The organism is Bradyrhizobium sp. USDA 376, from assembly GCF_054063675.1.
On the sequence record NZ_JBSSGN010000001.1, the window covers coordinates 7,967,447 to 7,993,657 of the forward strand.

Annotated in this window: 24 protein-coding genes; 16 read left to right on the top strand and 8 right to left on the bottom strand. The window is 64.8% G+C overall.

Annotated elements, in window-relative coordinates:
* Positions 1-11: 11 nt before the first annotated feature.
* The 6 genes from ACVJ19_RS37540 to ACVJ19_RS37565 are packed head-to-tail and all read left to right on the top strand — an operon-like array spanning position 12 to position 5,834.
* Positions 12-1,931 carry an N-acetylneuraminate synthase family protein gene (locus ACVJ19_RS37540; RefSeq protein ID WP_456739498.1) on the top strand — a complete coding sequence of 640 codons (1,920 nt, stop codon included), beginning with the start codon at positions 12-14 and terminating at the stop codon, positions 1,929-1,931.
* Positions 1,931-2,620 (top strand): acylneuraminate cytidylyltransferase family protein, encoded by a 690-nt coding sequence (locus ACVJ19_RS37545; protein ID WP_453954068.1) that lies wholly within the window; start codon positions 1,931-1,933, stop codon positions 2,618-2,620. The genes ACVJ19_RS37540 and ACVJ19_RS37545 overlap by 1 nt, the downstream gene beginning before the upstream one ends.
* The gene (locus ACVJ19_RS37550) at positions 2,613-3,377 is read left to right on the top strand and encodes an SDR family oxidoreductase (protein WP_453954069.1); all 765 of its coding nucleotides are present in this window, start codon (positions 2,613-2,615) and stop codon (positions 3,375-3,377) included. Before ACVJ19_RS37545 ends, ACVJ19_RS37550 begins: the two co-directional genes overlap by 8 nt.
* Positions 3,374-4,222, top strand: a complete 849-nt coding sequence (locus tag ACVJ19_RS37555; protein ID WP_453954070.1) for a sugar phosphate isomerase/epimerase family protein — start codon at positions 3,374-3,376, stop codon at positions 4,220-4,222. The genes ACVJ19_RS37550 and ACVJ19_RS37555 overlap by 4 nt, the downstream gene beginning before the upstream one ends.
* Positions 4,219-4,980, top strand: coding sequence for an SDR family NAD(P)-dependent oxidoreductase (locus tag ACVJ19_RS37560; protein WP_453954071.1), 762 nt, complete (start codon positions 4,219-4,221; stop codon positions 4,978-4,980). The genes ACVJ19_RS37555 and ACVJ19_RS37560 overlap by 4 nt, the downstream gene beginning before the upstream one ends.
* A 14-nt stretch (positions 4,981-4,994) precedes the next feature.
* On the top strand, positions 4,995-5,834 hold the full coding sequence (locus ACVJ19_RS37565) for an SDR family oxidoreductase (protein WP_453954072.1): 840 nt from the start codon (positions 4,995-4,997) through the stop codon (positions 5,832-5,834).
* A 25-nt stretch (positions 5,835-5,859) separates the two neighbouring features.
* Here the strand turns inward: ACVJ19_RS37565 and ACVJ19_RS37570 are convergent, their stop codons facing one another.
* The 4 genes from ACVJ19_RS37570 to rfbF are packed head-to-tail and all read right to left on the bottom strand — an operon-like array spanning position 5,860 to position 9,883.
* Positions 5,860-6,795 carry a hypothetical protein gene (locus tag ACVJ19_RS37570; protein ID WP_453954073.1) on the bottom strand — a complete coding sequence of 312 codons (936 nt, stop codon included), beginning with the start codon at positions 6,793-6,795 and terminating at the stop codon, positions 5,860-5,862.
* Complete coding sequence (locus ACVJ19_RS37575) at positions 6,788-8,029, bottom strand: class I SAM-dependent methyltransferase (protein ID WP_453954074.1); 1,242 nt, start codon at positions 8,027-8,029, stop codon at positions 6,788-6,790. The genes ACVJ19_RS37570 and ACVJ19_RS37575 overlap by 8 nt, the downstream gene beginning before the upstream one ends.
* Positions 8,030-8,054: 25 nt before the next feature.
* Positions 8,055-9,116 carry a CDP-glucose 4,6-dehydratase gene (gene rfbG / locus ACVJ19_RS37580; protein WP_453954075.1) on the bottom strand — a complete coding sequence of 354 codons (1,062 nt, stop codon included), beginning with the start codon at positions 9,114-9,116 and terminating at the stop codon, positions 8,055-8,057.
* Positions 9,113-9,883, bottom strand: coding sequence for a glucose-1-phosphate cytidylyltransferase (gene rfbF / locus ACVJ19_RS37585; RefSeq protein ID WP_453954076.1), 771 nt, complete (start codon positions 9,881-9,883; stop codon positions 9,113-9,115). The genes rfbG and rfbF overlap by 4 nt, the downstream gene beginning before the upstream one ends.
* Before the next feature lie 235 nt (positions 9,884-10,118).
* Between rfbF and ACVJ19_RS37590 the strand changes: the two genes are divergently transcribed.
* Positions 10,119-11,057, top strand: coding sequence for a glycosyltransferase family 2 protein (locus ACVJ19_RS37590; RefSeq protein WP_453954077.1), 939 nt, complete (start codon positions 10,119-10,121; stop codon positions 11,055-11,057).
* Between the two features lie 31 nt (positions 11,058-11,088).
* On the opposite strand, the gene ACVJ19_RS37595 is transcribed toward ACVJ19_RS37590, so the two are convergent.
* Genes ACVJ19_RS37595 through ACVJ19_RS37605 form a run of 3 tightly spaced genes read right to left on the bottom strand, consistent with a single transcriptional unit; the run spans position 11,089 to position 14,018 of the window.
* Complete coding sequence (locus ACVJ19_RS37595) at positions 11,089-12,312, bottom strand: hypothetical protein (protein WP_453954078.1); 1,224 nt, start codon at positions 12,310-12,312, stop codon at positions 11,089-11,091.
* Positions 12,313-12,342: 30 nt separating this feature from the next.
* Entirely contained in the window at positions 12,343-13,218 is an 876-nt protein-coding gene (locus ACVJ19_RS37600) for a hypothetical protein (protein WP_453954079.1), read from the bottom strand.
* A gap of 59 nt (positions 13,219-13,277) precedes the next feature.
* Positions 13,278-14,018: a hypothetical protein gene (locus tag ACVJ19_RS37605; RefSeq protein ID WP_453954080.1), complete on the bottom strand. Its 741-nt coding sequence runs from the start codon at positions 14,016-14,018 to the stop codon at positions 13,278-13,280.
* A 303-nt stretch (positions 14,019-14,321) separates the two neighbouring features.
* Between ACVJ19_RS37605 and ACVJ19_RS37610 the strand changes: the two genes are divergently transcribed.
* The 6 genes from ACVJ19_RS37610 (at position 14,322) to neuB (ending at position 22,745) form a co-directional block, all read left to right on the top strand.
* The gene (locus ACVJ19_RS37610; protein WP_453954081.1) at positions 14,322-16,808 is read left to right on the top strand and encodes a hypothetical protein; all 2,487 of its coding nucleotides are present in this window, start codon (positions 14,322-14,324) and stop codon (positions 16,806-16,808) included.
* A 123-nt stretch (positions 16,809-16,931) separates the two neighbouring features.
* Positions 16,932-18,134, top strand: a complete 1,203-nt coding sequence (locus ACVJ19_RS37615; RefSeq protein ID WP_453954082.1) for an HAD-IIIA family hydrolase — start codon at positions 16,932-16,934, stop codon at positions 18,132-18,134.
* A gap of 134 nt (positions 18,135-18,268) precedes the next feature.
* On the top strand, positions 18,269-19,288 hold the full coding sequence (locus ACVJ19_RS37620) for an NAD-dependent 4,6-dehydratase LegB (protein ID WP_453954083.1): 1,020 nt from the start codon (positions 18,269-18,271) through the stop codon (positions 19,286-19,288).
* Positions 19,281-20,507, top strand: a complete 1,227-nt coding sequence (locus ACVJ19_RS37625) for a LegC family aminotransferase (RefSeq protein WP_453954084.1) — start codon at positions 19,281-19,283, stop codon at positions 20,505-20,507. The genes ACVJ19_RS37620 and ACVJ19_RS37625 overlap by 8 nt, the downstream gene beginning before the upstream one ends.
* Positions 20,500-21,678, top strand: coding sequence for a UDP-N-acetylglucosamine 2-epimerase (gene neuC, locus ACVJ19_RS37630; protein ID WP_453954085.1), 1,179 nt, complete (start codon positions 20,500-20,502; stop codon positions 21,676-21,678). Before ACVJ19_RS37625 ends, neuC begins: the two co-directional genes overlap by 8 nt.
* Positions 21,675-22,745: an N-acetylneuraminate synthase gene (neuB, locus tag ACVJ19_RS37635; protein ID WP_453954086.1), complete on the top strand. Its 1,071-nt coding sequence runs from the start codon at positions 21,675-21,677 to the stop codon at positions 22,743-22,745. Before neuC ends, neuB begins: the two co-directional genes overlap by 4 nt.
* Here neuB and ACVJ19_RS37640 read toward each other — a convergent pair.
* On the bottom strand, positions 22,742-23,353 hold the full coding sequence (locus ACVJ19_RS37640) for an acetyltransferase (RefSeq protein WP_453954087.1): 612 nt from the start codon (positions 23,351-23,353) through the stop codon (positions 22,742-22,744). The two genes, neuB and ACVJ19_RS37640, sit on opposite strands and share 4 nt — an antisense overlap.
* Before the next feature lie 201 nt (positions 23,354-23,554).
* Between ACVJ19_RS37640 and ACVJ19_RS37645 the strand changes: the two genes are divergently transcribed.
* The 3 genes from ACVJ19_RS37645 to ACVJ19_RS37655 are packed head-to-tail and all read left to right on the top strand — an operon-like array spanning position 23,555 to position 26,207.
* Complete coding sequence (locus ACVJ19_RS37645; RefSeq protein ID WP_453954088.1) at positions 23,555-24,604, top strand: nucleotidyltransferase family protein; 1,050 nt, start codon at positions 23,555-23,557, stop codon at positions 24,602-24,604.
* Complete coding sequence (locus ACVJ19_RS37650) at positions 24,601-25,509, top strand: Gfo/Idh/MocA family protein (protein WP_453954089.1); 909 nt, start codon at positions 24,601-24,603, stop codon at positions 25,507-25,509. Before ACVJ19_RS37645 ends, ACVJ19_RS37650 begins: the two co-directional genes overlap by 4 nt.
* Positions 25,506-26,207, top strand: a complete 702-nt coding sequence (locus ACVJ19_RS37655; RefSeq protein WP_453954090.1) for an acylneuraminate cytidylyltransferase family protein — start codon at positions 25,506-25,508, stop codon at positions 26,205-26,207. Before ACVJ19_RS37650 ends, ACVJ19_RS37655 begins: the two co-directional genes overlap by 4 nt.
* The last annotated feature ends 4 nt before the right edge of the window (positions 26,208-26,211 follow it).

Sequence of the window (26,211 nt, forward strand, 5' to 3'; positions counted from 1 at the left end):
CAAGAATGTTGATGACACCGCCCAAACAGCCTGCTCCAGTCCGCATCGGCAACCGCCTCCTGGGCGAGGGCGAGCCCTGCTACGTCATTGCCGAGATCGGCAACAACCATAACGGCGATTTCGACCGCGCCATCGCGCTGGTCGACGCCGCGGTCGCGGCCGGCGCGGATTGCGCCAAATTCCAGATGCGAAAGCTCGACGAGGTCTATCGCGCTTCCTCGCTCTCCGGAAAGGACGACGACCTCGCCGTCGAGTACACGCTCGACCTGCTCCGCCGCTTCGAGCTGACCACGGAGCAGCAGAAGAAGATCGCCGACTACTGCGCCTCGAAGGGCATTCAATATCTCTGCACGCCCTGGGACGCGAAGAGCGTCGCGGTGCTCGAAGGTTTTGGCGTGCAGGCCTACAAGGTTGCTTCTGCCGACCTGACCAACCTTCCCCTGCTCGCCCGGCTCGCCGCGACCGGCAAGACGCTGATCGTCTCGACCGGCATGAGCACGACGGACGAGATCAGGACCGCGGCAAAATTCCTCGACGACCGCAACGCCGGCTACGTGCTGCTGCATTGCCAGAGCACGTATCCCGCAGCACTGCACAACATCCATCTGCGCTTCATGGAGACGCTGCGCGAGATCCACCCGGTCGTCGGCTATTCCGGCCATGAGCGCGGCACCGCGGTGTCGACCGCGGCGGTCGCGCTCGGTGCCGTCGTGATCGAGCGTCACATCACGCTCGACCGCGAGATGGAAGGCCCGGACCACGCCGCGAGCCTGGAGCCGGAGGAGTTCAAGGCGCTCGTCACCGGCATCCGCGAGGTGGAAGCGGCGCGCGGCGAAAAGCTCGCCGAGCGCGCGCTCAGCCAGGGCGAGCTGATCAACCGCGAAAACCTCGCAAAGAGCCTCGTCGCTGCGCGCGACATCGAAGCCGGCACGGTCATCTCCGAGGACGACGTCGCCGTGAAGAGCCCGGGCCAGGGCCTGTCGCCGCTGAAGATGCCGGCCCTGATCGGCAAGACTCTCAAGCGCAGGATGGCGGCCGACGACTATTTCTTCCAGAGCGACCTCGACGCGGGCGCCGCGAAGGCGCGACGCTACCGCTTCGACCGGCCCTGGGGCGTGCCGGTGCGCTATCACGATACCGAGCGCTTTCTCGAGATCTGCGAGCCCGACATCATCGAATTCCATCTCAGCTACAGCGACATGGAGCGTGATCCGGCGGCCTATCTCTCCGGCACCTACGATATCGGCTTCGTCGTGCATGCGCCGGAACTGTTCGCCGGCTCCAAGCTGATGGATCTCGCAACGCCCGACGAGGCGCTGCGCCGCTATTCGCTCGAGCAGACGCAGGCGGTGATCGACATCACCCGCGGCCTGAAGAAGTTCTTTCCCAAGACGAAGCGTCCGCCGATCGTCGCCAATATCGGCGGCTTCACCATGGACGAGCCGCTGCCCCCGGAAGAGAAGGCCGAGCGCTACCGCATTTTCGCGCAGAGCCTGAAGGAGCTCGACATGGACGGCGTCGAGCTGACGCCGCAGACCATGGCGCCCTTCCCCTGGCATTTCGGCGGCCAGCGTCACCAGAACATCTTCATCTTCCCGGAAGAATCGGCCGCGTTCTGCGCCAAGCATGATTTGCGCATGTGCGTGGACATCTCGCACACCAAACTCGCCGCCAATCATTTCGGCTTCGACTTCGCGCAGGGCCTCGCCCAGCTCGGCCCTCATACCGCGCATCTGCATTTCGGCGACGCCAAGGGCCTCGACGGCGAAGGCCTGCAGGTCGGCGAAGGCGAGATCGACTTCGACGAGATCGGACAGGTGCTGCGCAAGCATGCCCCCACCGCATCCTTCATTCCCGAGATCTGGCAGGGCCACAAGAACATGGGCGAAGGCTTCTGGACCGCACTCGAGCGCCTCGAGGGACACATCTGATGGCGCGCAAGACGCTGGCCGTGATCGCCGCCCGCGGCGGCTCCAAAGGCATCCCGCACAAGAACCTGCTCGATCTCTGCGGCAAGCCGTTGCTCGCCTGGACGGTCGAGCAGGCGCGCGCCGCGCAGGGCGTCGACGTGGTGGCGGTCTCGTCGGACAGCGACAGGATACTGGAAGCGGCGGAAGCCGCCGGTGCGGTCGGCGTGCGGCGTCCCGACGATATTTCGGGCGACCTCGCCTCCTCCGAATCCGCCTGGCTGCATGCGCTCGAGGCCGTCGACGAGCGGATGGGCCGCTTCGAGCGCATCGTCGCGCTGCAGGCAACCTCGCCGATCCGCGAGCCCGGCGACATCGAGGCGGCGCTTGCGACTTTCGATCGCGAGCATCTCGACAGCCTGCTCTCGGTTTGCGAGGTCGAGGACTATTTCAACTGGCGCATCGGCCAAAACGGGCCGGAGCCGATCAACTACGACTACCGCAACCGCCGCATGCGGCAGCAGATCGAGAAGCGCTATTTGGAGAACGGCTCGTTCTACGTGCTGATTCCTTCACTCCTGCGCGAGCAGAGCAACCGTCTCGGCGGCAAGATCGGCTTTCACCTGATGGAGCGCCACAAGATGTTCCAGATCGACCGCCCGGAAGACGTCAAGCTCTGTGGCGCCATCATGCGCAGTTACGGCTATGCCTGATCTCAGCGCCTTCTCTCTTGCCGGCAAGATCGCCGTCGTCACCGGCGCCTCGCGCGGCATCGGCGCTGCAATCGCGGGCGGCCTCAAGGAGGCCGGCGCCACGGTGTTCGGTCTCAGCCGTTCCGGGACCGCGCCGCAAGGCGTCACTGCGATGGCCTGCGATCTCTCTGACGATGCCGCGATCGGACGCGCGTTCGACGCCATCGCGGCGCAAGGCGGACGCGTCGACGCTTTGGTCAACGCGGCCGGCATCAGCCTTCCCTCGCAGGGCGCCGAAAGCCAGCTTGCGCGCTTCCGCGCCACGGTCGCGACCGACCTCACCGGCGTCTACGCCACGATCCTTGCCGCCTATCCGCTGCTCAAGACCACGGGCTCGGCCGCGATCATCAACGTCACCAGCATCAATTCGACCCGCGGTTTCCCCGGCAATCCCGGTTACGTCGCGGCGAAAGCGGGCCTTGCCGGACTGACGCGCGCGCTCGCCGCCGACTACGCGAGCGACGGCATCCGCGTCAACGCGCTGGCGCCCGGTTATGTCGCGACCGAGATGACCGCGAAGAGTTTTGCCGATCCCGCCATGCACGAAGAGCGGCGCCGCCACACCATGCTCGGCCGCTGGGGACAACCCGCCGACATGGTCGGCGCCGCCATCTTCCTGGCGTCGGACGCCTCGGCCTATGTGACCGGCCAGGAGATCTTCGTCGACGGCGGCTGGACCGCCAAGGGCCTCGCCATCAGCTCGGATAACAAGTCGTGACCCCAACACTGCAACGCATCGGCTTCATGCAGGGACGCCTGTCGGCACTGGTCGACGGCAAGATTCAGGCGTTCCCGTGGGATGAATGGCGCGATGAATTTCTCCGCGCCAAGGCGCTCGGCCTGACGCGGATGGAATGGACCATCGATCAGGAACGGCTGCGGGAAAATCCGCTCATGACCGAATCCGGCCAGGCGGAGATCATCGCGCTGGCGCGCGAGAACGGCTTGCGCATTCCGAGCCTGACCGGGGACTGCTTCATGCAGGCGCCGTTCTGGAAAGTCGATGCCGTCGTGCGCGACGCTCTCGTCGGCGATCTCGATCTGCTGATTGCCGCCTGCAGCCGGATCGGCATCGAGTTCGTCGTGATCCCGCTGGTCGACAATGGCAAGATCGAACGTGAGAGCGAGAGCGATACGCTCAAGCGGGTGCTGATCGCCCGCCGCGAACAGCTTGTTAGACAGAACGTCAAGATCGTCTTCGAATCCGATCTGCCGCCGCGCGATCTCGCCCGCTTCATGGAGGCGTTTCCGGCAGACGTGTTCGGCATCAACTACGACAGCGGCAACAGCGCCTCGCTCGGCTATGACAGTGCCGAGGAGATCGAAGCCTACGCGCCGCGCATCCTCAATGTGCATGTGAAGGACCGCGTTCGCGGCGGCACCACCGTGCCGCTCGGCACCGGCAATGCCGATCTCGCCAAGACGATCCGGTTGATCGAGCGCTCCGGCTACAGGGGACAGTACATCCTGCAAACCGCACGCGCCGCCGACGGCGACCATGCCGGCGCGCTCGCCAGATATCGCGACATGACGGTCGGCTGGATCGAGGACGCGGCGCGATGAAGCTCGAGCTGGAAGGCCGCGTCGCTCTCGTCACCGGCGCCAGCCGCGGCATCGGCCTTGCCATTGCCGCTGCACTTGCCGCGGAGGGAGCGAAGGTCGCGCTGGCCGCACGCGGCTCGGATGCGCTGAACACGGCGCGCGCGGCCGTCGGCGGACAGAGTTCGATCCATATCGCCGACGTCACCGATCCGGTCGCCGCTGCGGCACTGATCCAGGACGTCGAACAGCAGTGGGACCGCCTCGACGTCCTCGTCTGCAACGTCGGCAGCGGCGCCTCGGTCCCGCCGGGCAAGGAAACCGCGGCGGAATGGTCACGGGTGATGGACCTCAACCTCTTCGCCACCACCAACACGATCGAGGCCGCACGGCCGCTGATGGCGCGCGGCAACGGCGACCGGTCCATCGTCTGCATCTCTTCGATCGCCGGCATGGCGGCGCTCGGCGCGCCCGTGACCTACTATGCCGCGAAGGCAGCGCTGAATGCGACCGTGCGCGGACTGGCGCGGCCGCTGGCGCTCGAGGGCATCCGCATCAATGCCGTCGCCCCGGGCAATATCCTCGCCGCCGAGGGGACCTGGGCGCGCAAGCTCGCCGAGAACAAGGCCGCGGTCGAGGACATGCTTGCGCGCGAGGTGGCGCTGCGACGGCTCGGCAAGCCGGAAGAGATCGCCGACCTCGTCGCGTTCCTTGCCTCGCCCCGCGCCGCCTTCATCACCGGCAGCGTCATGGTCGCCGATGGCGGCCAGTTGCGCAGCTGAACAGGAGCCTCTCAATGGCAAGCCCCTCCTCCCGCTATGACCTCGCCGGACGCACGGCGCTCGTGACCGGCGCCGGCGGCCTGCTCGGGCGGCAGCATGTCGCCGCGCTCTCCGAAGCGGGCGCGCGTGTCGTCGTTACCGAAATCGGCCTCGCGCAGGCCGAGGCGGCGATCGCCGCATTGAAACAGGCCACGCCCTCCGCCGATCTGATCGCGCTCGCGCTCGATGTCACCGCGCAGGATTCGGTGCGCGCCGCGAGCGATCAGCTCGCGGGCCGCGGGATCACCATCGACATCCTCGTCAACAACGCCGCGATTGATCCGAAGGTGACCTCGAGCCCCGGCGTCATGCACTCCTCGCGCTTCGAAGCGTTCCCGGTGCCGCAATGGCAGACCGAGATCGCCGTGGGCCTGACCGGGGCGATGCTGTGCGCGCAGGAATTCGGCGGCCAGATGGCCCGGCGCGGCCGCGGCGTGATCCTCAACATCGCCTCCGATCTCGGCGTGATCGCGCCGGACCAGCGGCTCTACCGCCAGCCGCATGTGACGCGCGAGGAGGAGCAGCCGGTGAAGCCCGTGACCTACTCGGTGATCAAGCACGGGCTGATCGGCTTGACGAAATATCTGGCGACCTACTGGGCCGACCACGGCGTGCGCGTCAACGCGATCTCGCCGGGCGGCGTCTTCAACAACCAGGATCCCGCGTTCGTGGAGCGGCTCACCCGCCTGATCCCGATGGGGCGCATGGCCGAGGTCGACGAATATCGCGCCGCGGTCCAGTTCCTCTGCTCGGATGCGTCGAGCTACATGACCGGGCAGAACCTGGTGATGGATGGCGGGCGGAGCGTGTGGTAGCGGCTCGCACCGTTGCCAGCCAAACTCATGGCGTGGCAATCCGGCGAGACGTCGTCGCCTCCACCCGCGCCCACAGCGCGATGATGTTGCGCTGACGCTCTGCGTGGCCTGCGTCGTCCGCGTCGAGCGAGCGGCACAAGCGTGCAAGCACATCGACCCTGGGATCGCGAACATTCGCAGCGGCCTGATTCACCGACGCGAAGGGATCGAGCAGGTCCACGATGGGGGGCCCACCTTCGCCTGCCGCAATCCTGAAGCAGGTCTTCGCGGAGCGACTGTCGACCCGCAGCGCAAATGGCGGCAGGGCCTGTGCAGTGAAGACCGCCTCCCAGGACGCCGTCTCGCCATCCGCGGGGCCACCAACCGCCGACGACGAGACATCGTCGTAGCCGAGCTCTGCGAGAAGTGCGATCAGATGGATGCCGTAGAAGCGGAGAGCGCCGCCGCCACTGGCGTCGAACCGCTTCCAGTTCGCGAGATTGGCGCGGTAGTGATGCGCCATGAAGCTCCAGTCCAGCGAAAGCCCGTCGATTTTCTCGCCGAGCACCGCGCGAAGCCGCTCCGCCCACGGCATGAAACGAAAGGTGTAGCCGACGCGATAGCGCTTGCCGGTGTGCTCGAATGCCTCGATGAGCTGCGCCGCAAGCTGCGGCGTCGGCGCGACCGGCTTCTCCAGGATCAGTTCTCGGATGTCGGGCATCTCCGCCAGCCGCGCCATCCAGCCGGCCTGGTCGGCAGGGCGAAGCGCAATCACCGCACCGCTCGCCTGTGCCAACGCCTCCTCGGTGCCGGGACACCAGGTCACCTCGGGCATATATTGGACGAGTTCGCTTCGCCCGCCGACCACCGCACGGTAGCGCTCCGGCAGCGCCACCTTCATCCCGCACTCGATCAGCGCAGGCAGATATCCATACATCCCGAAACCCGATCCGAGGATCGTGAAAACGGGCGCCTCAGGCATGGAAATCGTCCGCGCCAAGCACGTCGATCACAGGTCCCTTGTATCCGTTGTCCTGGAGATACTGACGGATCTCGCGCGAGATGTGCCAGGCGAGATTGAGCAGTGGCTTGCCCTGGTCGCCATGCGCGAACAATTCGTCGTCGGACACGATCGGAATGCGCGTGCCTGGCACATAATGGCCGATCTTGATCGAGCCGGGTTTCTCGTGGACCGCCACGATCTCCTTTTCGGTCAGTCCCAGCAGCTTGACCAGGATCGCCGCGCGGCCGGGAAACGCCTTGGCCCTGACGGGACCATGCGCCGCGATGATCTTCTTCAGCTCTGCGCCCTTGCGCGCCTTCCAGAGCTCGACATCGCGCGCGAGCTGGGCGAACTCGGTCCGGAAATTGTTTTCGCGTGCGACGATCTCCGCTGCGACGGCATCGCTCTTGGCAGCGTGTCCGAGAATGACGCGGATATTGCCGCCATAGCGCGCGGGAAACTCGACATTGACGATGTCGAGGCCAAGCGATCTCGCGATGAAGCTGAACGATTTGTACGAGTAGGTGCGCGGATGCTCGTGATAGAAAGTGTCGAACTGATGCCGGTCCAGCACCGCGCCGAGATAGTGGTTCTCGATCACGATCACCGTCTCGGGCCCGAGCAGCGCCTTCAGCGCCGCCAGCACGCCGTTCAGATCCTCGATATGCGCGAAAACGTTGGTGAAGGTGATGATGTCGGGCGTGCCGACGGCGCGACGGATCTCGGCCGCGGTCTCCGTGCTGAGATAGTTCTGCACCACGAAATGGCCCTTGGCGGCGGCGTCCTGCGCCGCGCCGGTCGGCTCGATGCCGGCCGTTGTCGCGCCTGCCTCACGGAAGAAATCGAGCAGGCTGCCGTCGTTGCAGCCGATGTCGAGCGCGATCTTGCCGGTCAAGGGGCCCATCCGCTCCGCGCAGGTCGCCACGAGACCCTTCATCCCCGAGAGCACATCGGCCGTGAAACGTGAGCGGTAATGATAATCCTTGGGGAAAAGGTCCTCTTTCGGAACCTGGAAGCGCTGATGGCCGGTGGCGCATGTCGGGCAGAAATCGATCAGAATCGGATATTCGCGGCACTGGCGCGAATCGCCGACCGCCACCAGGTCGTCGCACAGGGGATGCAGGCCGAGATCGAGCACCGGCACGAGCTTGTCGTTGCCGCAGACCTCGCAACTCTTGATCTCGGTAAGCGGTCTCGTTGACGTGGTGGCCATCATATTGATCCGAATTGAAGGGCGGCTAATCCCGCCCGGTGTTCATGAAAGCGTCGATCTGGTCAACCATCACCGGCCTGACCGCGGCGCCCTGCTCGAACGCCTTGTACCACTCCACCACGGCAGAGGCGGCACGATCGAGATCCCAACGCGGCGCCCAGCCGAGATGAGCCCGAGCCTTGGAACTGTCCAGTGACAGCAGCCTCGCCTCGTGCGGATGCTGTCCCGGCTGCGGCATCTGCTGCGGCGGAACACCCCAGAGGACGGCTAGACGGTCGACCAGCCAGCGCACCGTGCGCACGCTATCGGCGTCGGGACCGAAATTCCATTCGCTGGAGAAGGCAGCAGGATCGCGCCACAGATGCTCGGCGAGCAGAATGTAGCCCGACAGCGGCTCGAGCACGTGCTGCCAGGGCCGCACCGCATCGGGATTGCGGACCGGCACCGGCTGTCCGTTGCGAATCGCGGCGATCACATCGGGGATGAGACGATCCTGCGCCCAGTCGCCGCCACCGATGACGTTGCCCGCGCGAGCGCTGGCGAATCCGATCCGGCGAGTTCCGCTGAAGAACGACGACCGATACGCCGCCGTGACCAGCTCCGCGCAGGCCTTGCTGCTGGAATAGGGGTCCTTGCCACCGAGCGGATCCGTCTCGCGGTAGCCCCAGACCCATTCCTTATTGTCGTAGCATTTGTCACTGGTGACGTTGACCACCACGCGCACGCCGGAGGTCCGCACCGCCTCGAAGACGTGCACGGTGCCCATGACGTTGGTCGCATAGGTGCCGACCGGATCGTCATAGGATGCCCGCACGATCGCCTGGGCGGCCATGTGAAACACGATCTCGGGCCGGAATCGGTCGAACACCGCCTTGACCGCGAGCGGATCGCGGATATCGGCGAAGACCGACACGATGTCCTGTGCAGTCTGCGCCAGATCGAACAGGTTGGGCGTCGTCGACGGCGGCAGCGCGAGACCCGCGACCTCGGCGCCGAGATGCCGCAGCCAGGCCACCATCCAGCCGCCCTTGAAGCCGGTATGGCCGGTAACGAGAACGCGCTTGCCCGTCCAGAAGCCAGGGTTCATTGCCATCGCTTCCAGGGGGCCTGCCCGCTCTCCCAGAGCTGCTCCAGATGAAGCTTGTCACGCAGGGTGTCCATCGCTTCCCAGAAGCCGGTGTGACGGTAGGCCGCGAGCTGTCCGTCCTGCGACAGGCGCTTCAGCGGCTCCTGCTCCCAGATGGTGGCGTCGTCCCCGAGATAGTCGAAGATCGCCGGCTCCAGCACGAAGAAGCCGCCGTTGATCCAGCGACCGTCGCCCCGCGGCTTCTCCTCGAAATGCCGGACCACGTCCTCGCCGATATCGAGCGCGCCGAAACGCGCCGGCGGCTGGATGGCGGTGACCGTCGCGTGACGCCCGTGAGCGCGATGAAACTCCCGCAGCGCGCCGATATCGACGTCAGCCAGCCCGTCGCCATAGGTCATGCAGAACGTCTCGTTGCCGACATAGTCCCTGACGCGCTGGAGACGGCCGCCGGTCATGGTGTTGAGGCCGGTGTCGATCAACGTCACCTTCCAGTGCTCGGCGAACTTGTTGTGCACTTCCATCGAATTGTTGGCGAGGTCGAAGGTGACGTCCGCCATGTGCAGGAAGTAGTTAGCGAAATATTCCTTGATGACGTAGGACTTGTAGCCACAGCAGATGATGAATTCGTCGATACCGTGCGACGAGAAGATCTTCATGATGTGCCACAGGATCGGCTTGCCGCCGATCTCGATCATGGGTTTCGGCTTGATGTGGCTCTCTTCGGTGATGCGAGTCCCGAATCCACCTGCCAGAATCACGGCCTTCATGCTCATACCCGTCCAGCAGAAAACGTCACATCAGAACGATTAGACCAGTCTTGTCAACAAGATCCAACCATCCCCGCCCTGTTCCCGGAACGGTTGAAGTTGTCGACTTACCTGCTAAAGAAATGATTGAACGATGGCAACCCCACCACCGGCGCGCCAGTCCCCTCGGGCGGCCGCCGGCTGCCCGCTTCCCCACGGGCGACTGATCCCGCTCGATGGACGTCCTGGAGGATTGATGCGGAAAAAGATCAGCCTTGTGACGCCCTGCTACAACGAAGAGGCGGGAATCCGGGAGTGCTACGCGGCGGTCAAGGATATCTTCGACCGCGAGCTTCCGGACTACGAGCGCGAGCACATCTTCTGTGACAACGCCTCGAGCGACCGGACCGTGGAGATTCTCAAGGAGATCGCAGCCGAGGATCCCTCGGTGAAGGTCATCGTGAACGCCCGGAACTTCGGCGTGTTGAGGAACACCTACAACGGCGTGCTGGCCTCGACAGGCGATGCCACCGTGCTGTTCATGCCCGCGGATTTGCAGGACCCGCCGTCGCTGATCCCGACTTTCGTCAAGCACTGGGAGCAAGGCTACGAGATCGTGTTCGGCATCCGGGCCCGGCGCGAAGAGCCTCTCCTGAGCCGAACCGCGCGCCATCTCTACTATAAGATGATCAGCCGCATGTCCTATGTCGACTACCCGGCCGACGTCGGCGACTACCAGCTCGTCGATCGCAAGGTGCTCGACGCGATGAAGCAATTCGAAGACGTCCAGCCCTTCATGCGGATGATGCCGTTCGAATGCGGATTCCGCTCGATCGGCGTGCCCTACACCTGGCTGGCGCGCAAGCACGGCATCTCGCGCAACCGGCTGTCGAGCCTGATCGACCAGGGGCTGCTCGGCGCCATCAGCTTCTCGACCGTGCCGCTACGTACCGCGTTCTTCTTCGGGCTGATCATCTCGTCGCTGAGCTTCGCCTATGCGTTCGTCGTGTTCCTGCTCAAGATAGCCGGCTTCGACATCGGTCCGCACGGCATCCCCACGATCATCATCGGCCTGTTCTTCTTCGGTGGCGTGCAGTTGTTCTTCCTCGGCGTACTCGGCGAATATATCGTCGCGATCTACAACCAGGTCCGGCGACGGCCGATCGTGGTCGAGCGCGAACGGATCAATTTCTGACCGACCTGACGTCTGGTGACGCCCCGCGCCTTCAGCGCCCGTCGGCCAGCGAGGCATCCTGGGTGGTCGTCACGCCCCGGTCCGTAGCGCCTGTTTCGAGCAATTTTCCGAGCGCTTCGCTGGCCACAAAAGCAAGCGCGGTCAGCGCAGGTATGATCAGTCGCGTCTCGGAGAAGTCGGCAATCACAAAGACGATCCCCACATGGACCAGCCCTGCCGGAAGGACGACGGCCATCGTCCGCGTCAGCGCAAACGTCCTCACGATCACGATCGCGAGGACGGGGCTGGCGATCGCCACCGCAAGCTTCATGGTAAGCAGATTGACGACGAGCTTGGAGAAATAATCCCCGTGCGTGATCAGGAATGATCTGAAGTCCGTTCCAGGGTGCATCCAGATCAGAATCTTCGGCACGGCTATCGAAATGCCGACGAGCAGGCCAAACAGGCCCCATTCCTTCAGCGTCGGCCATCGCCGCTCGAAAGCGGCAAGACTCAGAAGCACGAATGCCGAAGCGAACACGACGTCGGTGCGACCGAAACTGATGATCAACCCCGAAATGATCGCGGCTGGATACCGACGCGACACCAGCAGAAAGAGCTGCCAGAACAATCCGCCCGCGATAAAGACGGGGCCCATGCGTCCCGGATAGATCGCGATCTGAGTGTAGAACGCGAAAGTCAGCAGACACAGCCATGACGCCGTCGGCGAAAGCAGCAGCGTCGCCAGCGCAAATACCGCAAGGAACGACAGCGAATCGAACATGTAGTTCGCGACGATGTGGGTATGAAACGTCGAGCCTCCCCGGGTGTGATCGTCGCCAAGAATCTGGACGTAAACCTCGGTGATCCTGGCGATCAACGGCCGGATGACGCCTTCAACGGCATCGATATGGGCAAATTCGCGCTCGTGATCGAGGCTGAACTGCAGCCGCTCGCGCAGCAGGTTGGCTTCGTGCGCGGTGATGGACAGCGCAAGACAGCAACAAACGAGCAACCCCAGCACGACCGGATTGAAGAAACTCCTTCGAATCTTGAAGAGCAGCACGAGCGGAACGAGAGCCGCACCCACGAAGAAGGCTATTCCGGCATATCGCAGCACGCCAGGCAGAAACCTGTCGGATATGTCGGCCCACCACCAGGCGATAACCAGAACGTTCGAGATGACCCAGAATCCCATCACCAGGCCGAGGGATGGAGCCTTCATGCGCTCGTCGAAATTCAGCAATCGGCCAGGACCGCCGAGCGATGACAGCATTGACCCACGCTCCGTCAATCGATTTCCAAATCAGTGTTGCAAGATGCCGGCGAGATTCATGTGAGCGGGGCGCGAGTGCTCGATGCCCAGCAGCGTCCGCCGGTTATCGTTCGTGCGCTGCAAATGCAGGCTCGCGAGCGTGACCCCGGTGCAGGTGGTGACTGTGCTTCCGCGGCCGCCGAACGGCTTGAGGAAGTCGAACACACGACTGCCAAACATATCCACAACCGACATCTCGCGTGCGCCAAGCGGCGGGATCTCGCCGAAGTCCGCTTCGAGTTCCTCGCCGTCCTCGCGGATCAGCCTCGACGTCGGTCGCGCCGCATGAGCATATTCGGGATCGGAGGAATGATTGATCAGCATCAGGCTGCTGACGATGTCATTGGTCGCAATGATCTTCGGATTGATCCCGGTGAAGCCGACATGCGCCTTTAGCCTGCCCTCGTTCAGCGGCCGGGCAAATGCGCCGGTGCGATAGATCGCGACGTTGTCCTGATCCACATAGGTCATGGAATAGCTTGCGGGCGAGGAACGAAACCCGTCCATGCGTCCGCGCGACATCACGGCGATGACCAGATAATCGTCCTGAGGCAGCTTGAGCGACGCGAAGAGGCGCGACAGCTCGATCTCGACGGTGGCGCCCGGCGCATAGCTTTCCGGGAACTCGTAGGTCGCCCGGTAGTCGCCCTGCCGCGACAGGATGTGCAGCTTGAACCTGAGCTTCTTGCTGAAACCCGAGGCGACAAGGCTGGCGAGTTCGGGAACGAGGTCCTTGACCGTCTCGCGAAAGTTCTTGCGCAGGCTGCCAGCGACGAGGCTGCGGAGATATCGGACGTCAACCGGACGATACCAGGCGGGAATCGAGAAGCCCATGCGCGACTCGATGCCCGCAAAGGTCGGGAACATGAATCTGGGCTCGTGAGGCTTCCAGGGACTGGACGAGAAACGTGTCACGGGCGCCGCCTCTAAAAGTGGTGCAAGCTGAACTTGCCGTTGGCAAATTCATAATAGCTGAACGGGCTGGCGATGTTGGTGCCCTTGAACTCCAGGGCAAACCCCTCACCCGCACCCACCAACCTTTCGGCCTCGGGGAACAGGTCCAGCGTGCTGATGCGGGCCGCGCCCATCGGCGCAATTTCCGGAAGTACCCGCTCGCCCAGGGCGGTGCCGTCCAGAGCCATGAGCCGAGCCGTCCCTACCGAAACGCCTTGAGATGCCATGCAGGAGTTCACGAGCACCACGCCGGACTCCTTCAGGAGCCGTGTGAGATAGGATTGCATCCAGGCGGTGGTCGGAAATGGCGATGCGGCGACGGGCTCGCGCTCGTGCGACAGAGTTATTGCGCCGTGCTGCGAGAAATATTGTGCGTAATAGCCGGTCGTCACCTTTCGTCCGGGGCGTAGCTGGGCCTCATGTTTTGGCACCAGCGCCATCGCCACCGTTCCCGAAACGCGCGGACAGAGCTCGGACGTCTGCAGCTGCAATTGCCCGTTAACTCCGAGTTCCCTGTGGAAATATCCAACCTGCTTGCCCGCCCCGTCGAACAACCAGACGTGGGCATCCACGTCCGGATGGTCCTTCATGAAGACCGAGAAATAGTTGAATGCGCAGACTTCCGTCGTGACGGTCTCGTCGTTGCGCAGGTAGAGCACCGCGGGCGGATAGCCCCTTGCGACGGCCTCGCCAATCTGCAATTCACCGGGCATGCGACGAAACTCGGCGGGAAGCAACGATCAGGCCGGATTGGCCGACGGATAGCGAAGATTGCGCCCAGATGTTCTCGCCCGCATGCTAAAAATCCTGCACAACTTCACGGATGTTTACGCTCAGCTGTATTGGGAATCAACTGTGAATGGAGCTGGATTGTACCGCACCTTCGGAAAACCCGGCACGACGCGGCACCCTCGAAATGACTGGCAGCCATTCGCCGCGCCGGGGCCGGCCCGTCACATGTACCCGCCCAGCTCTGCTGGAAGAACGATAGAGATGTCGCGATGTGGATAAATACGTTGCTTTTGACCCTCGTATTCTTCCTGATTCAGCTCGGCATCGGCTTTTCCATCCTGGCGATTGTGCCGCTGGAGTTGATCAAGAGGAGCCAACTGACGAAGCTCCAGTTCGTGGTGCTGGGATATGCGATCGGCGCCTCCGCCGTGGGCATTCTTCTCGGGCTCTGCTCCGTTCTGATTGGCGACATCCGGCTTCATCTGGCGATCATGGTTGCGCTGTCCGCGTTCGGACTGGCATGGACCTGGCCGGCCTGGCGCCCGCGCACCGGCGACGCCGGAAAGATCATGCTTTGGTGCCTGGTATCGCTCCCGATCGCGCTCGCGACGTGGTGGTGGACGTTCGGCGCATTTTCGCAATTCCCCTATTCAGATATCGGCGCTGACGTTCACTGGATGAAGACGGCGCAGGAATACGCCGACAGCGGTGTCATCAACCCGTACGCGTCGCAATCGTATGTCGATCTTCGCTCGGCATTGGCTGGTGTGTTGTCAGGCACTCTCGGCCTCGATCTCCTGCACTTTGGCTGGACCTACCGCTACGTCTCGATCCTGTTCTTTCTTCTGGCCTTCTACGCGTTCGCAGAAGGCCTCTATGCGGACCCGATACGGAGATGGATCACCTTTTTCTTCGCGGCGGCAGGCAACGGCGTCGGGCTGCTGACGAATGGCAGCCTGGCGCTCGCCGGAAGCGTGGTCTTCCTTGGCGTCCTGTTCGCCAATGCCGGGCGGGATGCGAAGGAGGAAATTCCGGCGGGCTCAGTCGCGTTGCTGACGCTGAGTGCGGCTACCTCGCTTCTCACCGCCTTCATGCTCAACAACAACGCACTGGTGCTGGCGCTCCTGACGGTCGGGCTGTTCCTGCTCAGGATACTGGGCAAAGGCCATCCGCGCGAAAGTATCCTTTTCGTGGGGTGCGGATGGCCCGCGACGTTGCTCCTGGCTCACCGTGGATCGTACCTGTTCATCCCGGCTGTCCTTGCCGCCTGGCTGAGCTACCTGCTCATCCTGCGCGAGATGTCACGCCGGCCGGCGCGGAGCCTGCGGATTCTCCGCGCCCTATCCGTCGTGCTGCCGCTCATCATATGCGGGATCGTCGCCACGATCGTGGCGATGCGGCTCGAGTATCTGCCCTCAGCGAACGCCAACGTGGTATTTTCTCACATCACAGGACTGGTGCTGGGCAAAACGATCGAGAGTGGCGAGGAGCTGTTCCTTGGCGCCGGCCCGCAGGTCGCAGTGATCGAACTGGGCCGGGCCATAGGCCCGCTGTTTGCCGTCTGCATCGCGATGGCGATGGCCTGGTGGTGGATCGATCGCACGATCACTCCCTTAGGCACGGCTTCCACCCCTGTCCAAACCGAACGCATGTCGAAATTGCTGTGGTCGTGGACGATCGCGTGCAGCCTTGCCGTCGCCGTGCTGTCAGGCTTTCCGTTCCTGTACCGCACCACCATGATCGTCCTGGTTCTGCTCACGATCACGGCAACCGAAGCGTTCTGCCAGTTGCTGGTCGATCCCTCTCCCGCGTCCTTCCGCCGGCGGGCGACTGCGGCAATCACGGTTACCCTGCTCGCCGCCGGTCTCGCGCTCGCGGTCTATTCTTTCACTTTGCGGCCCGACCTGCCCTCCGCACAGTACAAGGATTTCCTCCGGCCGGCCGAGATCGCGGGAACGGTTCTCCTCGTGGCGCTCGTGCCGATGGCGCTGATCCGGTCGAGATGGATTCATGTCGGCGCGCTCGCGACCATCATGGCTCTGGGCATCGGCCTCGACCGCGCCGGTATCGCCGGCATGTCCAAGAGTTACAGCTACGGGCCGCTTCCGGGCGGTGCCACAGCCATCACGCACTACAATGCCAGCGATCTGGACGCCGCACTCTGGCTGCATGGCAATTTGAAGAAGGGTATCCTGCTGTCCGATCCCTACACGCTCAGCGTGATCCAGGCCATGACCGGTGCCCCGGCGGCTTACACGTTCTCGAATCTGGATACTGTCAACGAGGCTACCGCCAGGCCGGTACGCGCAGTCCTTTCCGCGATTATCGAAACGGACGACGGAGCGCGGCGGCTGGCCAAAGCCTGCGCCTCCATCCGGCCGATCCTGCAGGAGATGAACCAGGAGACGTCTTTTCAGATGCACAGGGCCGACGCTCTGGCTGGAATTTTGCGACCTGTCCGTCCCACGAAAGCGCCGGAGACAGCGGAGCCGGAGGCGGCAACTCCGAAAACGCCCGAGGCGACGGAAGAGGCGGATCGCGAGGTGATCCAGGGCGTGCTGGGGACCGGCCAGGATACCTGGCAGCTCGTCGCCGTGATCAATCCCCGCACGATCGGATGGATTGATCTCGGCGCCGGTCAACGGCTCCCCTATTTTCCGCCAACGGGGGCCCTCGATTCCGGACTCATCAAGTTGCTTCGTGCCGGGCCGTTCCAGGCGTTGTTTGCAAACAAGCAGACTGCCGTCGTTCGCATTCCGTGCGAACGCTGACCTCAGGCTTCTCCGTCACGACGAAAGCGCATCTGGCGCGGAGATCGGTGGCGCGCTATGGACATTGGAAATGACACTCGCCTTTCACCGACAGCTCGATCGATGTCGCAAGATCCCCGCTCCATGCTGAGACAGGCCGTTATCCTCGTCGGCGGGCTTGGCACCCGGCTTGGCGAGCGCACCAGGCTGGTTCCGAAGCCGATGCTCGAGATCGGCGGGCGGCCGTTCCTGGACACGCTGATCGACGAGCTCGTCCGCTATGACGTCTTCGATGAGATTCTCCTGCTTGCAGGCCACAAGGCCGAGATCGTCGAGACCCATTATGCCGACGCGACCAGGGACCGGACAAAGATCATCGTCTCGCGCGAGACCGAGCCGCTCGGCACCGGCGGTGCGCTCGTGCACGCGCGCGACCTCCTGCATGACCGTTTCCTGCTGCTCAACGGCGACTCGCTGTTCGACTTCAACCTGCTGGATCTGATCGCGCGTGCGCAGGGCCGCCGCGTTCACATGGCACTGCGCGACGGCGTCGTCGGAGACCGCTACGGGCGCGTCGTGCTCGACGGCGACGTGGTGCGCGATTTCATCGCTCCGGGGGCCGGCGCCACGGGACCGGTCAATGCCGGCATCTACGTCGTCGACAAGTCCGTTCTCGCTGACATCGCGAAGCTTCCCGCTTCCCTCGAACAGGACGTGTTTCCCGGCCTTGTCTCGCGCGGCGAGCTGCGCGGCACCGCCTATCGCGGCTATTTCATCGACATCGGCATCCCCGATGATTTCGCGCGCGCCGATCGCGAGCTGCGCGAGAAGCTGCGGCGTCCCGCCGTTTTCTTCGACCGCGACGGCGTGCTCAACCACGATTCCGGATACACGTTCGAGACGCACGCGCTTCAATGGATCGAGGGAGCACGCGAGGCGGTGAAGACCGTCAACGACGCCGGCTATTTCGCCTTCGTCATCACCAATCAATCCGGCGTCGCGCGCGGCTATTACGAGGAGCATCACGTCGTCACCCTGCACCGCTGGATGGCGGACCAGATGGCAGAGGTCGGCGCGCACATCGACGCCTTCGAATATTGCCCGGATCATCCCGACGGAACCGTCGCGCGCTATTGCCGCACGAGCGACCGGCGCAAGCCGGCGCCGGGCATGATCACGGACCTCGCGCAGCGCTTTCCGGTCGACATGACGCGCAGCATGGTGATCGGCGACAAGCCGAGCGACATCGAGGCCGCGCGGGCTGCCGGCCTCCCCGGCCATCTGTTCGAGGGCGGCGATCTCGAGGCGTTTGTGAGACAGCGCCTGAACCCCGCCGGCAAGGCCTAGGCGCGTGCCCCAAAAACTGCTGAATCCCCGGGCATTTGACAGCTTTCGGGCGCTGCTCTGTTGCGCGCGACCGCCAGTGTGCTATAGCGCCATCTCGTTGCGAATACTGAGTTAATCGCCTTCTGGGGTCCGGCATGGCAGATCTGAGGGACGCCCGCGTCCTCGTTACCGGCAGCGACGGCTTCATCGGTTCGCATGTCGTCGAGGAGCTGGTGAAAGCCGGAGCCCGCGTCAAGGCGGTCGTCTACTACAACTCCTTCAATTCCTGGGGTTGGCTGGACACGGTTCCCGCCGACATCATGAAGTCCGTGGAGGTGGTCGCCGGCGACATCCGCGATCCGCATTTCATGATCGCGGCCGCCAGCGGCTGCACCGACGTGCTGCACCTGGCGGCGCTGATCGCGATTCCCTTCTCCTATGTCGCGCCCGACTCCTATGTCGAGACCAATGTGCGCGGCACCGTCAACGTGCTCCAGGCGGCGCGCATGGCCGGCGTGCGGCGCTTCGTGCAGACCTCCACCAGCGAGGTCTACGGCACGGCCCAGATCGTGCCGATCAAGGAGAACCATCCGCTGGTCGGCCAATCGCCCTATTCGGCCTCGAAGATCGCATCCGACCAGATGGCGCTGTCGTTCCAGGCCTCCTTCGACATGCCGGTCGTCGTCATCAGGCCGTTCAACACCTATGGACCGCGGCAATCGGCGCGCGCGGTGATCCCGACCATCATCAGCCAGATCGCGACCGGCAAGCGCAGGATCCGCCTCGGCGCAGTCACTCCGACGCGCGACTTCTCCTTCGTCACCGACACCGCGCGCGGCCTGATCGCAGGCCTCACCGCGCCGGCCGAACAATGTGTCGGCCAGACCATCAATCTCGGCAGCGGCTTCGAGATCTCGGTCGGGGCGACCGTCGAGATGATCGCCGACGTGATGGGCGTGAAGATCGAGATCGAGACCGACGAGGCGCGCCTGCGTCCGGCCAACAGCGAGGTCGAGCGGCTCTGGGCCGACAATTCCAAGGCACGCCAGCAGCTCGGCTGGAGCCCGGAGTTCGGCGGGGTCGACGGCATGCGCCAGGGCATCGTGAAGACGGTGAACTGGTTCACCAACCCCGCCAATCTCAGCCGCTACAAGGCGGACGTGTACAATGTCTGAGGCAAAGGTGGGAACGGCCACGACCAGATCCGACATCTCCACGCGCACCTTCGATCCGAAGGCCGTGGTCGATGCCGTCCGCCGCGCCGCGGGCACGCCCAACGGCATCCTCGGCCTGCACGAGCCGGTGTTTGCCGGCAACGAAGTCTCCTATCTCGAAGAGTGCATCAAGAGCACCTTCGTCTCCTCGGTCGGCCCCTTCGTCGACCGCTTCGAGCGCATGCTGGAAGAGGTGACGGGCGCCAGGCGCGCCGTCGCCGTCGTCAACGGCACGGCCGCGCTGCACGCCTGCTTCCGCCTCGCCGGCGTCGAGCCCGGCGAGGAGGTGATGTCGCCGGCCCTGACCTTCATCGCGACCACCAATGCGATCGCCTATTGCGGGGCGGTGCCGCATTTCATCGACAGCTCGCTCACGACGCTCGGCATGGACCCGCGCGCCCTCGCCGCGCGGCTCGAGGCGATTGCGGAGCGGACGCCTAAGGGCACGATCAATCGCGAGACCGGACGCCGCATCGCCGCGATCTCGCCGATGCACACGTTCGGGCATCCCGTCGAGCTTGACGAGATCGCCGCGATCGCGCGCGACTGGGACATTGCGCTGGTGGAGGATGCCGCGGAATCGCTGGGCTCGACCTACAAGGGCCACGCCGTCGGATCGCAGGCGCGGCTCGCGGCGCTGAGCTTCAACGGCAACAAGATCGTCACCACCGGCGGCGGCGGCGCAATCCTCACCAATGACGAGGAACTGGGACGGCGCGCCAAGCATCTCACCACCACCGCGAAGCTGCCGCACAAATGGGCCTTCGTGCACGACGAGATCGGCTTCAACTACCGCCTGCCCAATCTGAACGCCGCGCTCGGCTGCGCCCAGCTCGAGCAGCTCGACGGCTTCCTGGCGAGCAAGCGCCGGCTGGCTGCGGCCTATGAGCGCGTTTTTGCCGACGTAGCCGGCGTGCGCTTCTCACGCGAGCCCGAGGGCACCACGAGCAATTACTGGCTGAACGCGATCCTGCTCGACGACGCCTATGCCGGGCGGCGCGACGACGTGCTCGCGGCGCTGAACGAAGCCGGCTTCGGCGCGCGCCCGGCCTGGACCCTGATGCACCGCCTGCCGATGTTCGCGCAAAGCCCGCGCGGCGATCTTGCCACCGCCGAATCGATCGAGCGCCGCCTGATCAACCTGCCGAGCAGCGCCAGCATCAGGGCCCGTGATGAATAGCGTCGCGCGAAAGATCTGCTTTGTCACCGGCAGCCGGGCCGATTTCGGACTGCTGGTCTGGCCGATGCGTGCGATCCGCGAGACATCGGGCCTGACACTCCAGCTCATCGCCACCGGCATGCATCTCGCGCCGGAATTCGGCTACACCTTCAACACCATCCTCGACGAGGGATTCGAGGTCGACGAGCGCGTCGAGACGCTGCTCGCCAGCGACACCGGCGCCGGCGTCGCGAAATCGGTCGGGCTCGGCGTGATCGGATTTGCCGACGCCTTCGCACGGCTGCAACCCGATCTCGTGGTCCTGCTCGGCGACCGCTTCGAGATGTTCGCGGCCGCACAGGCCGCGATGTTCATGCGGTTGCCGATGGCGCATCTGTTCGGCGGCGACGTCACCGAAGGCGCGATCGACGAATCCATCCGCCACGCCATCAGCAAGATGTCGCACCTGCATTTTGCCAGCAATGCGGGATCGGCGCGGCGGCTGGTGCAGCTCGGAGAGGATCCGTCCCGGATTCACACCATCGGTTCGGTCGGCATCGATGCCATCAGGCATCTCGACCTGATGGACCGCGACAGCATCGGCCGCGCGGTCGGCCTGCCGCTCGGCGAGCGCAATGCGCTCGTGACTTTCCACCCGGTCACGGTCGAGGCCGGACGCTCGGTGGCCGAGCTGGACGAGCTGTTCGCGGCGCTGTCGGCGCTCGACCCCGAATTCCGCCTCATCTTCACGCTCGCCAATGCCGACGCCGAGGGGCGCGCGCTGAATGACCGCACCAAGGCCTTCGCGGCAAGCCGGCCGAACACCATCGCGGTCGCCTCGCTCGGGCAGCTCCGCTATCTCAGCCTGATGAGCCAGGTGGACGTCGTGATCGGCAATTCGTCGAGCGGCATCCTCGAAGCGCCGTCATTCGGCATTCCCACGGTCGACGTCGGCGACCGCCAGAAGGGACGCGAGCGCGCGGCTTCGGTGTTTCACGCCGCGTCCGAACGCGGCGCGATCGGCAGCGCCATCTCGCAAGCGCTTCAGCGCGGCCGCAAGGACACCGTCAATCCCTATGGCGACGGCGAATCCAGCGGGCGATTTGCCGATATCATTGCCGGCATCCCGGATTTCGGGCAGCTCCTGAAGAAAAGCTTCAACGAACTTCCGGCAGGCGGAGCTCGGCCATGACGACGCACACGCTGATCATCGCGGAAGCCGGCGTCAACCACGACGGCAGCCTGGACAAGGCACTGGCCCTGGTCGATGCGGCAGCCGATGCCGGCGCCGCCATCGTCAAGTTCCAGACCTTCAATGCGAAGGCGCTGGCGGGCGGAGCGGCGAAGAAGGCCGACTACCAGCGGCGCACGACCGACGCCGCCGAGAGCCAGCTCGCCATGCTGGAGCGGCTCGAGCTGCCGCAGGCCGCCCATCACACGCTGATCGCGCACGCCGCCGAACGCGGCATCGAATTCCTGTCGACGCCGTTCGATGACGCCTCCCTCGGCTTCCTGCTGTCGCTGAAGCTGCCGCGCATCAAGATCGGATCGGGCGATCTCACCAATGCCCCGCTGCTGCATGCGGCAGCAAGGGCCGGCGCGACGCTGATCCTGTCGACGGGCATGGCGACGCTCAGCGAGATCGAGGAAGCGCTCGGCGTATTGGCCCATGGCTACGCGCAGCGTAGCGATCCTGCCGGCATCGCCTCGTTCCGCGCGGCATGGCGCGATCCGGCGGCGCGCGCCGCGCTGGCCCGGCACGTCAGCCTGCTGCATTGCACGACCGAATATCCCTGCCCCATCGCCGACGTGAACCTCGCTGCGATGGCGACGATGCGATCCGCGTTCCAGCTTCCGGTCGGCTATTCCGATCACACCGACGGCTTCGAGATTTCGGTCGCCGCGGTTGCACTCGGCGCAACCATCATCGAGAAGCACCTGACGCTGGATCGCAATGCGCCCGGTCCCGACCACGCAGCCTCGCTCGAGCCTGACGATTTCAAGCGGATGGTCAGCGCCATTCGCAACGTCGAGGCCGCGCTCGGCGATGGCGTGAAGACACCGAAGGAGTCCGAGGTCAGGAATGTGCCGGTGGCACGCAAGAGCATCGTGGCGGCGCGCGCGCTGAAGGCCGGCGAGATCATCGGTCCTGCCGACATCACCGCCAAGCGGCCGGGCGCTGGGCGGCCTCCGATCGAATATTGGTCCCTGATCGGAACGGCGGCGCCGCGGGCGCTCGAACCCGACGATCCGGTTTAACGGCGAGGCTTTGCGGGCACCCCGCGCAGCACGGACCCGGGCGGCCATGAACCCGTGACGACCGAGCCCATCGCCACCAGCGTATCGTTGCCGATGGAAATGTGATCGCGGACGCGGCTGCCGAGCCCCACAAAGCAATTGTCGCCGATCTCAGCGCCGCCGCCGACCACCGTTCCCGGAGAAAGATGCGTGTAGTGCCCGACGCGCACGTCGTGCTCGACGACTGCGCCCGAATTGATGATGCAGTGATGGCCGATCATGCTTCGCGCATTGACGATCGCGCCGGGCATGATGACGCTGCCCGCGCCGATCGTCGCCGACGGCGAGACGAACGCGCGCGGATGAATCACCGACGCCCAGCGCTTGAGCTGCAGCCGGCCGATCATCTGCCGGCGCGCGGGCCCCGCCTGCATCGTTCCGACCCCGACCACGAAGGCGGCGTCCGGATAGTTCGGCGCAACATCATCGGTTCCGAGATAGCGCGCATCGCCCAGCGTTCCCGGCTGGCGATCGAGGAAACCGACGACGTTGAACTGGCCCGACAGGAGCGCGGCCTCATAGACCATGAAGGCGTGTTCGCCGCCGCCAATGATGATCAGATCGTCCATCGAGATTCCCTCAAGCGCGCCCCGATCTTAGCGACCGGGCCACGGCACTTCAAACCGCCGGAACGGTCCTGAAAACGCGAGAATTAACAAGGACAACGCAGGATCCCCTGGCGGGGTTGACGCCGCCTCTCGCAGCCGCGATATAGCAGGCTCAGCCGTGGGCCGCTCCCCAATTATCTGGCGTATACGAGGCAGATTGCCATGAAATCCTGGCGTAAGGCCGTCGTTGGAACGCAGGCGACCGTCGGCGAGGCCATTGCCGCGATCGAGAGCGGGAGCATCCAGATTGCGCTGGTGCTCGACGACCAGAACCGCCTGCTCGGCGTGGTCACCGACGGCGACGTCAGGCGCGGGCTGCTGCGCGGTATCCCGCTCACCGGGCTTGCCACCGACATCATGAACCGCGCGCCGGTGTCGGCCCCGGCGACGCTGTCCCGCGACGACCGCCTGCATCTGATGCGGCACAAGTCGATCAAGCAGCTCCCACTTGTCGACGAAGGCGGCCATCTGGTCGTGGTCGAGACGCTCGACGAGCTGCTCGAGCCGCGCCACTATGCCAATCCGGTCCTGATCATGGCCGGCGGGCTCGGCGAGCGCCTGGGCGCGCTGACGCGCGACGTCCCGAAGCCCATGCTCAATGTCGGCGGCAGGCCCCTGCTCGAGACGATCGTCCGCAACGTGGTGCAGCAGGGTTTTTCCAACATCTACATCTCGGTCAACTACAAGGCCGAGACGATCAAGGGTCATTTCGGCGACGGCGCCGCCTTCGGCGCCAAGATCCAGTACGTGCACGAGACCGAACGCCTGGGCACGGCCGGTGCGCTCGGGCTGTTTCCGGCGCCGCCCGATCTGCCGATGATCGTCACCAACGGCGACATCCTCACCACGATCAACTACGGCGCGCTTCTCGACTTCCACAATGGGACGCCGGCGGAAGCGACGATGGCCGTCCGCGAGCACAAGGTGCACGTCCCCTATGGCGTGGTTTCCACGTCGGAAGGCTTTCTCCAGGCCATTCGCGAGAAGCCGACCGAAAGCTGGTTCGTCAGCGCCGGCATCTATGTGATCGGAAGCTCCGTCTTCCGCCATGTCGCCCCCGGCGTCAGGATCGACATGCCGACCGTGCTGGAGCGTGTGATCGCCGGGGAGGGTCGCGTCGCGGTCTATCCGATCCGCGAATACTGGCTCGACATCGGCCGCCTCGAGGATTTCGAGCAGGCGCATGCGGAGTTTCATGAGGTCTTCCCGTGACCTCGAAAACCGCCGTCGTGATCGGCCTCGGCTCGATCGGCACAAGGCATGCGCGGATCCTGCGCGAGCTTGGTCTTGAGGTCGCGACGGTGAGCCGCCGTGACGGCGGCGACTATGGGTCGATCGAGCAGGCCGTCACCGGTGCGCATCCGGACTACGCGGTGATTGCCACCGAGACCGCACGCCATGCCGATGATTTGCAAGCGCTCGCGCAGGCCGGCTTCCGCGGTGCGGTCCTGGTCGAGAAGCCGCTGTTCGCGACGGCGGCGGCGCCGCCGAAATATCCGTTCGCCCATGTCAGCGTCGGATACAATCTGCGCTTCCATCCGGTCATGACCGCTCTGGTCGAGCAACTGCGCGGGCGTGAGGCGATCACGGTCGCCGCCTATGTCGGGCAGGACATCAGGGACTGGCGGCCTGGCCGCGACCATCGCACCACCGCATCCGCGACGACGGACGCCGGCGGCGGCGTGCTGAGGGATCTCAGCCACGAGCTGGATTATCTGCTGTGGCTGTTCGGGCCGTGGCACCGCGTCGCAGCGCTCGGCGGCGCGTCCGGCGCGCGCGATATCGACGTCGACGACCATCTCGACCTGCTGCTCGACATGCAGCGCGCTCCGTCCGTCCACGTCCACATGGATTATCTCGACCGCCAGGGCATCCGCCGCATCCGCGTCAATGTCGACGACGACACCATCGAGGCCGATCTCGTCGGCAGCCGACTGACCGTCAACGGCAAGGCAACGGAGATCGCCAGCGATCGCGACCAGAGCTATCGCGACATGCATGTCGCGGCGATGCGGGGCGCGAGCCCCGCCTGCTCCCTGCCAGAGGCGCTCGGCGTCGTGCATCTGATCGACGCCAGCGAGCGCGCGCTGCGCAGCAAGACCTGGGTATCGCCATGAGCCTTCTCTGCACCATCTGCGCGCGAGGCGGCTCGAAGGGGGTCGTCGGCAAGAATGCGCGCGATCTCCTCGGCAAGCCCGTGCTCGCCTGGAGCATCGCGCAGGCGCGCGAGACCGGCCTGTTCGATGCGATCACCTTCAGCAGCGATTCGGACGCTCTGCTCGAGGCGGCTCTGAAGGCCGGCGCCGACATCGCGGTCAAGCGTCCGGACGAGATGGCGACCGATACCGCGCCGAAGCTGCCGGCGATCCGTCATTGCCTCGAGCAGGCCATGGCGCGAACCGGCACGACGCCGGAGATCTTCGTCGATCTCGACGTCACCTCGCCGCTCAGGCTGGCCTCCGACATCACCGGTGCGGTGGCACTGCTGCGCGAGAGCGGCGCCCGCAACGTCATCACCGGGGCGCCGGCGCGGCGCTCGCCCTATTTCAACCTGGTCGAGCAGCGCAGCGACGGCAGCGTCGGCCTGTCCAAATCCGCCAATCCTCCGATCACGCGACGGCAGGATGCGCCGCGCTGCTTCGACATGAACGCGTCGATCTATGTCTGGCGCGTCGCGCCGTTCCTGGAGCAGCCCGCGGTCTTCTATCCGGACACGCGTCTGTTCGAGATGCCCGAGGAGCGTTCGATCGACATCGATTCCGATCTCGATTTCGCGTTGGTGGAACTGTTGCTGCGCCAGCGACTGGCGGCCTGAGGGA

Coding starts and splice junctions, on each gene's coding strand:
- ACVJ19_RS37540 (WP_456739498.1), top strand. CDS start 12: ATGACACCGCCCAAACAGCCTGCTCCAGTCCGCATCGGCAACCGCCTC.
- ACVJ19_RS37545 (WP_453954068.1), top strand. CDS start 1,931: ATGGCGCGCAAGACGCTGGCCGTGATCGCCGCCCGCGGCGGCTCCAAA.
- ACVJ19_RS37550 (WP_453954069.1), top strand. CDS start 2,613: ATGCCTGATCTCAGCGCCTTCTCTCTTGCCGGCAAGATCGCCGTCGTC.
- ACVJ19_RS37560 (WP_453954071.1), top strand. CDS start 4,219: ATGAAGCTCGAGCTGGAAGGCCGCGTCGCTCTCGTCACCGGCGCCAGC.
- ACVJ19_RS37565 (WP_453954072.1), top strand. CDS start 4,995: ATGGCAAGCCCCTCCTCCCGCTATGACCTCGCCGGACGCACGGCGCTC.
- ACVJ19_RS37570 (WP_453954073.1), bottom strand. CDS start 6,795: ATGCCTGAGGCGCCCGTTTTCACGATCCTCGGATCGGGTTTCGGGATG.
- ACVJ19_RS37575 (WP_453954074.1), bottom strand. CDS start 8,029: ATGGCCACCACGTCAACGAGACCGCTTACCGAGATCAAGAGTTGCGAG.
- rfbG (WP_453954075.1), bottom strand. CDS start 9,116: ATGAACCCTGGCTTCTGGACGGGCAAGCGCGTTCTCGTTACCGGCCAT.
- rfbF (WP_453954076.1), bottom strand. CDS start 9,883: ATGAAGGCCGTGATTCTGGCAGGTGGATTCGGGACTCGCATCACCGAA.
- ACVJ19_RS37590 (WP_453954077.1), top strand. CDS start 10,119: ATGCGGAAAAAGATCAGCCTTGTGACGCCCTGCTACAACGAAGAGGCG.
- ACVJ19_RS37595 (WP_453954078.1), bottom strand. CDS start 12,312: ATGCTGTCATCGCTCGGCGGTCCTGGCCGATTGCTGAATTTCGACGAG.
- ACVJ19_RS37600 (WP_453954079.1), bottom strand. CDS start 13,218: ATGTTCCCGACCTTTGCGGGCATCGAGTCGCGCATGGGCTTCTCGATT.
- ACVJ19_RS37605 (WP_453954080.1), bottom strand. CDS start 14,018: ATGCCCGGTGAATTGCAGATTGGCGAGGCCGTCGCAAGGGGCTATCCG.
- ACVJ19_RS37615 (WP_453954082.1), top strand. CDS start 16,932: ATGCTGAGACAGGCCGTTATCCTCGTCGGCGGGCTTGGCACCCGGCTT.
- ACVJ19_RS37620 (WP_453954083.1), top strand. CDS start 18,269: ATGGCAGATCTGAGGGACGCCCGCGTCCTCGTTACCGGCAGCGACGGC.
- ACVJ19_RS37625 (WP_453954084.1), top strand. CDS start 19,281: ATGTCTGAGGCAAAGGTGGGAACGGCCACGACCAGATCCGACATCTCC.
- neuC (WP_453954085.1), top strand. CDS start 20,500: ATGAATAGCGTCGCGCGAAAGATCTGCTTTGTCACCGGCAGCCGGGCC.
- neuB (WP_453954086.1), top strand. CDS start 21,675: ATGACGACGCACACGCTGATCATCGCGGAAGCCGGCGTCAACCACGAC.
- ACVJ19_RS37640 (WP_453954087.1), bottom strand. CDS start 23,353: ATGGACGATCTGATCATCATTGGCGGCGGCGAACACGCCTTCATGGTC.
- ACVJ19_RS37645 (WP_453954088.1), top strand. CDS start 23,555: ATGAAATCCTGGCGTAAGGCCGTCGTTGGAACGCAGGCGACCGTCGGC.
- ACVJ19_RS37655 (WP_453954090.1), top strand. CDS start 25,506: ATGAGCCTTCTCTGCACCATCTGCGCGCGAGGCGGCTCGAAGGGGGTC.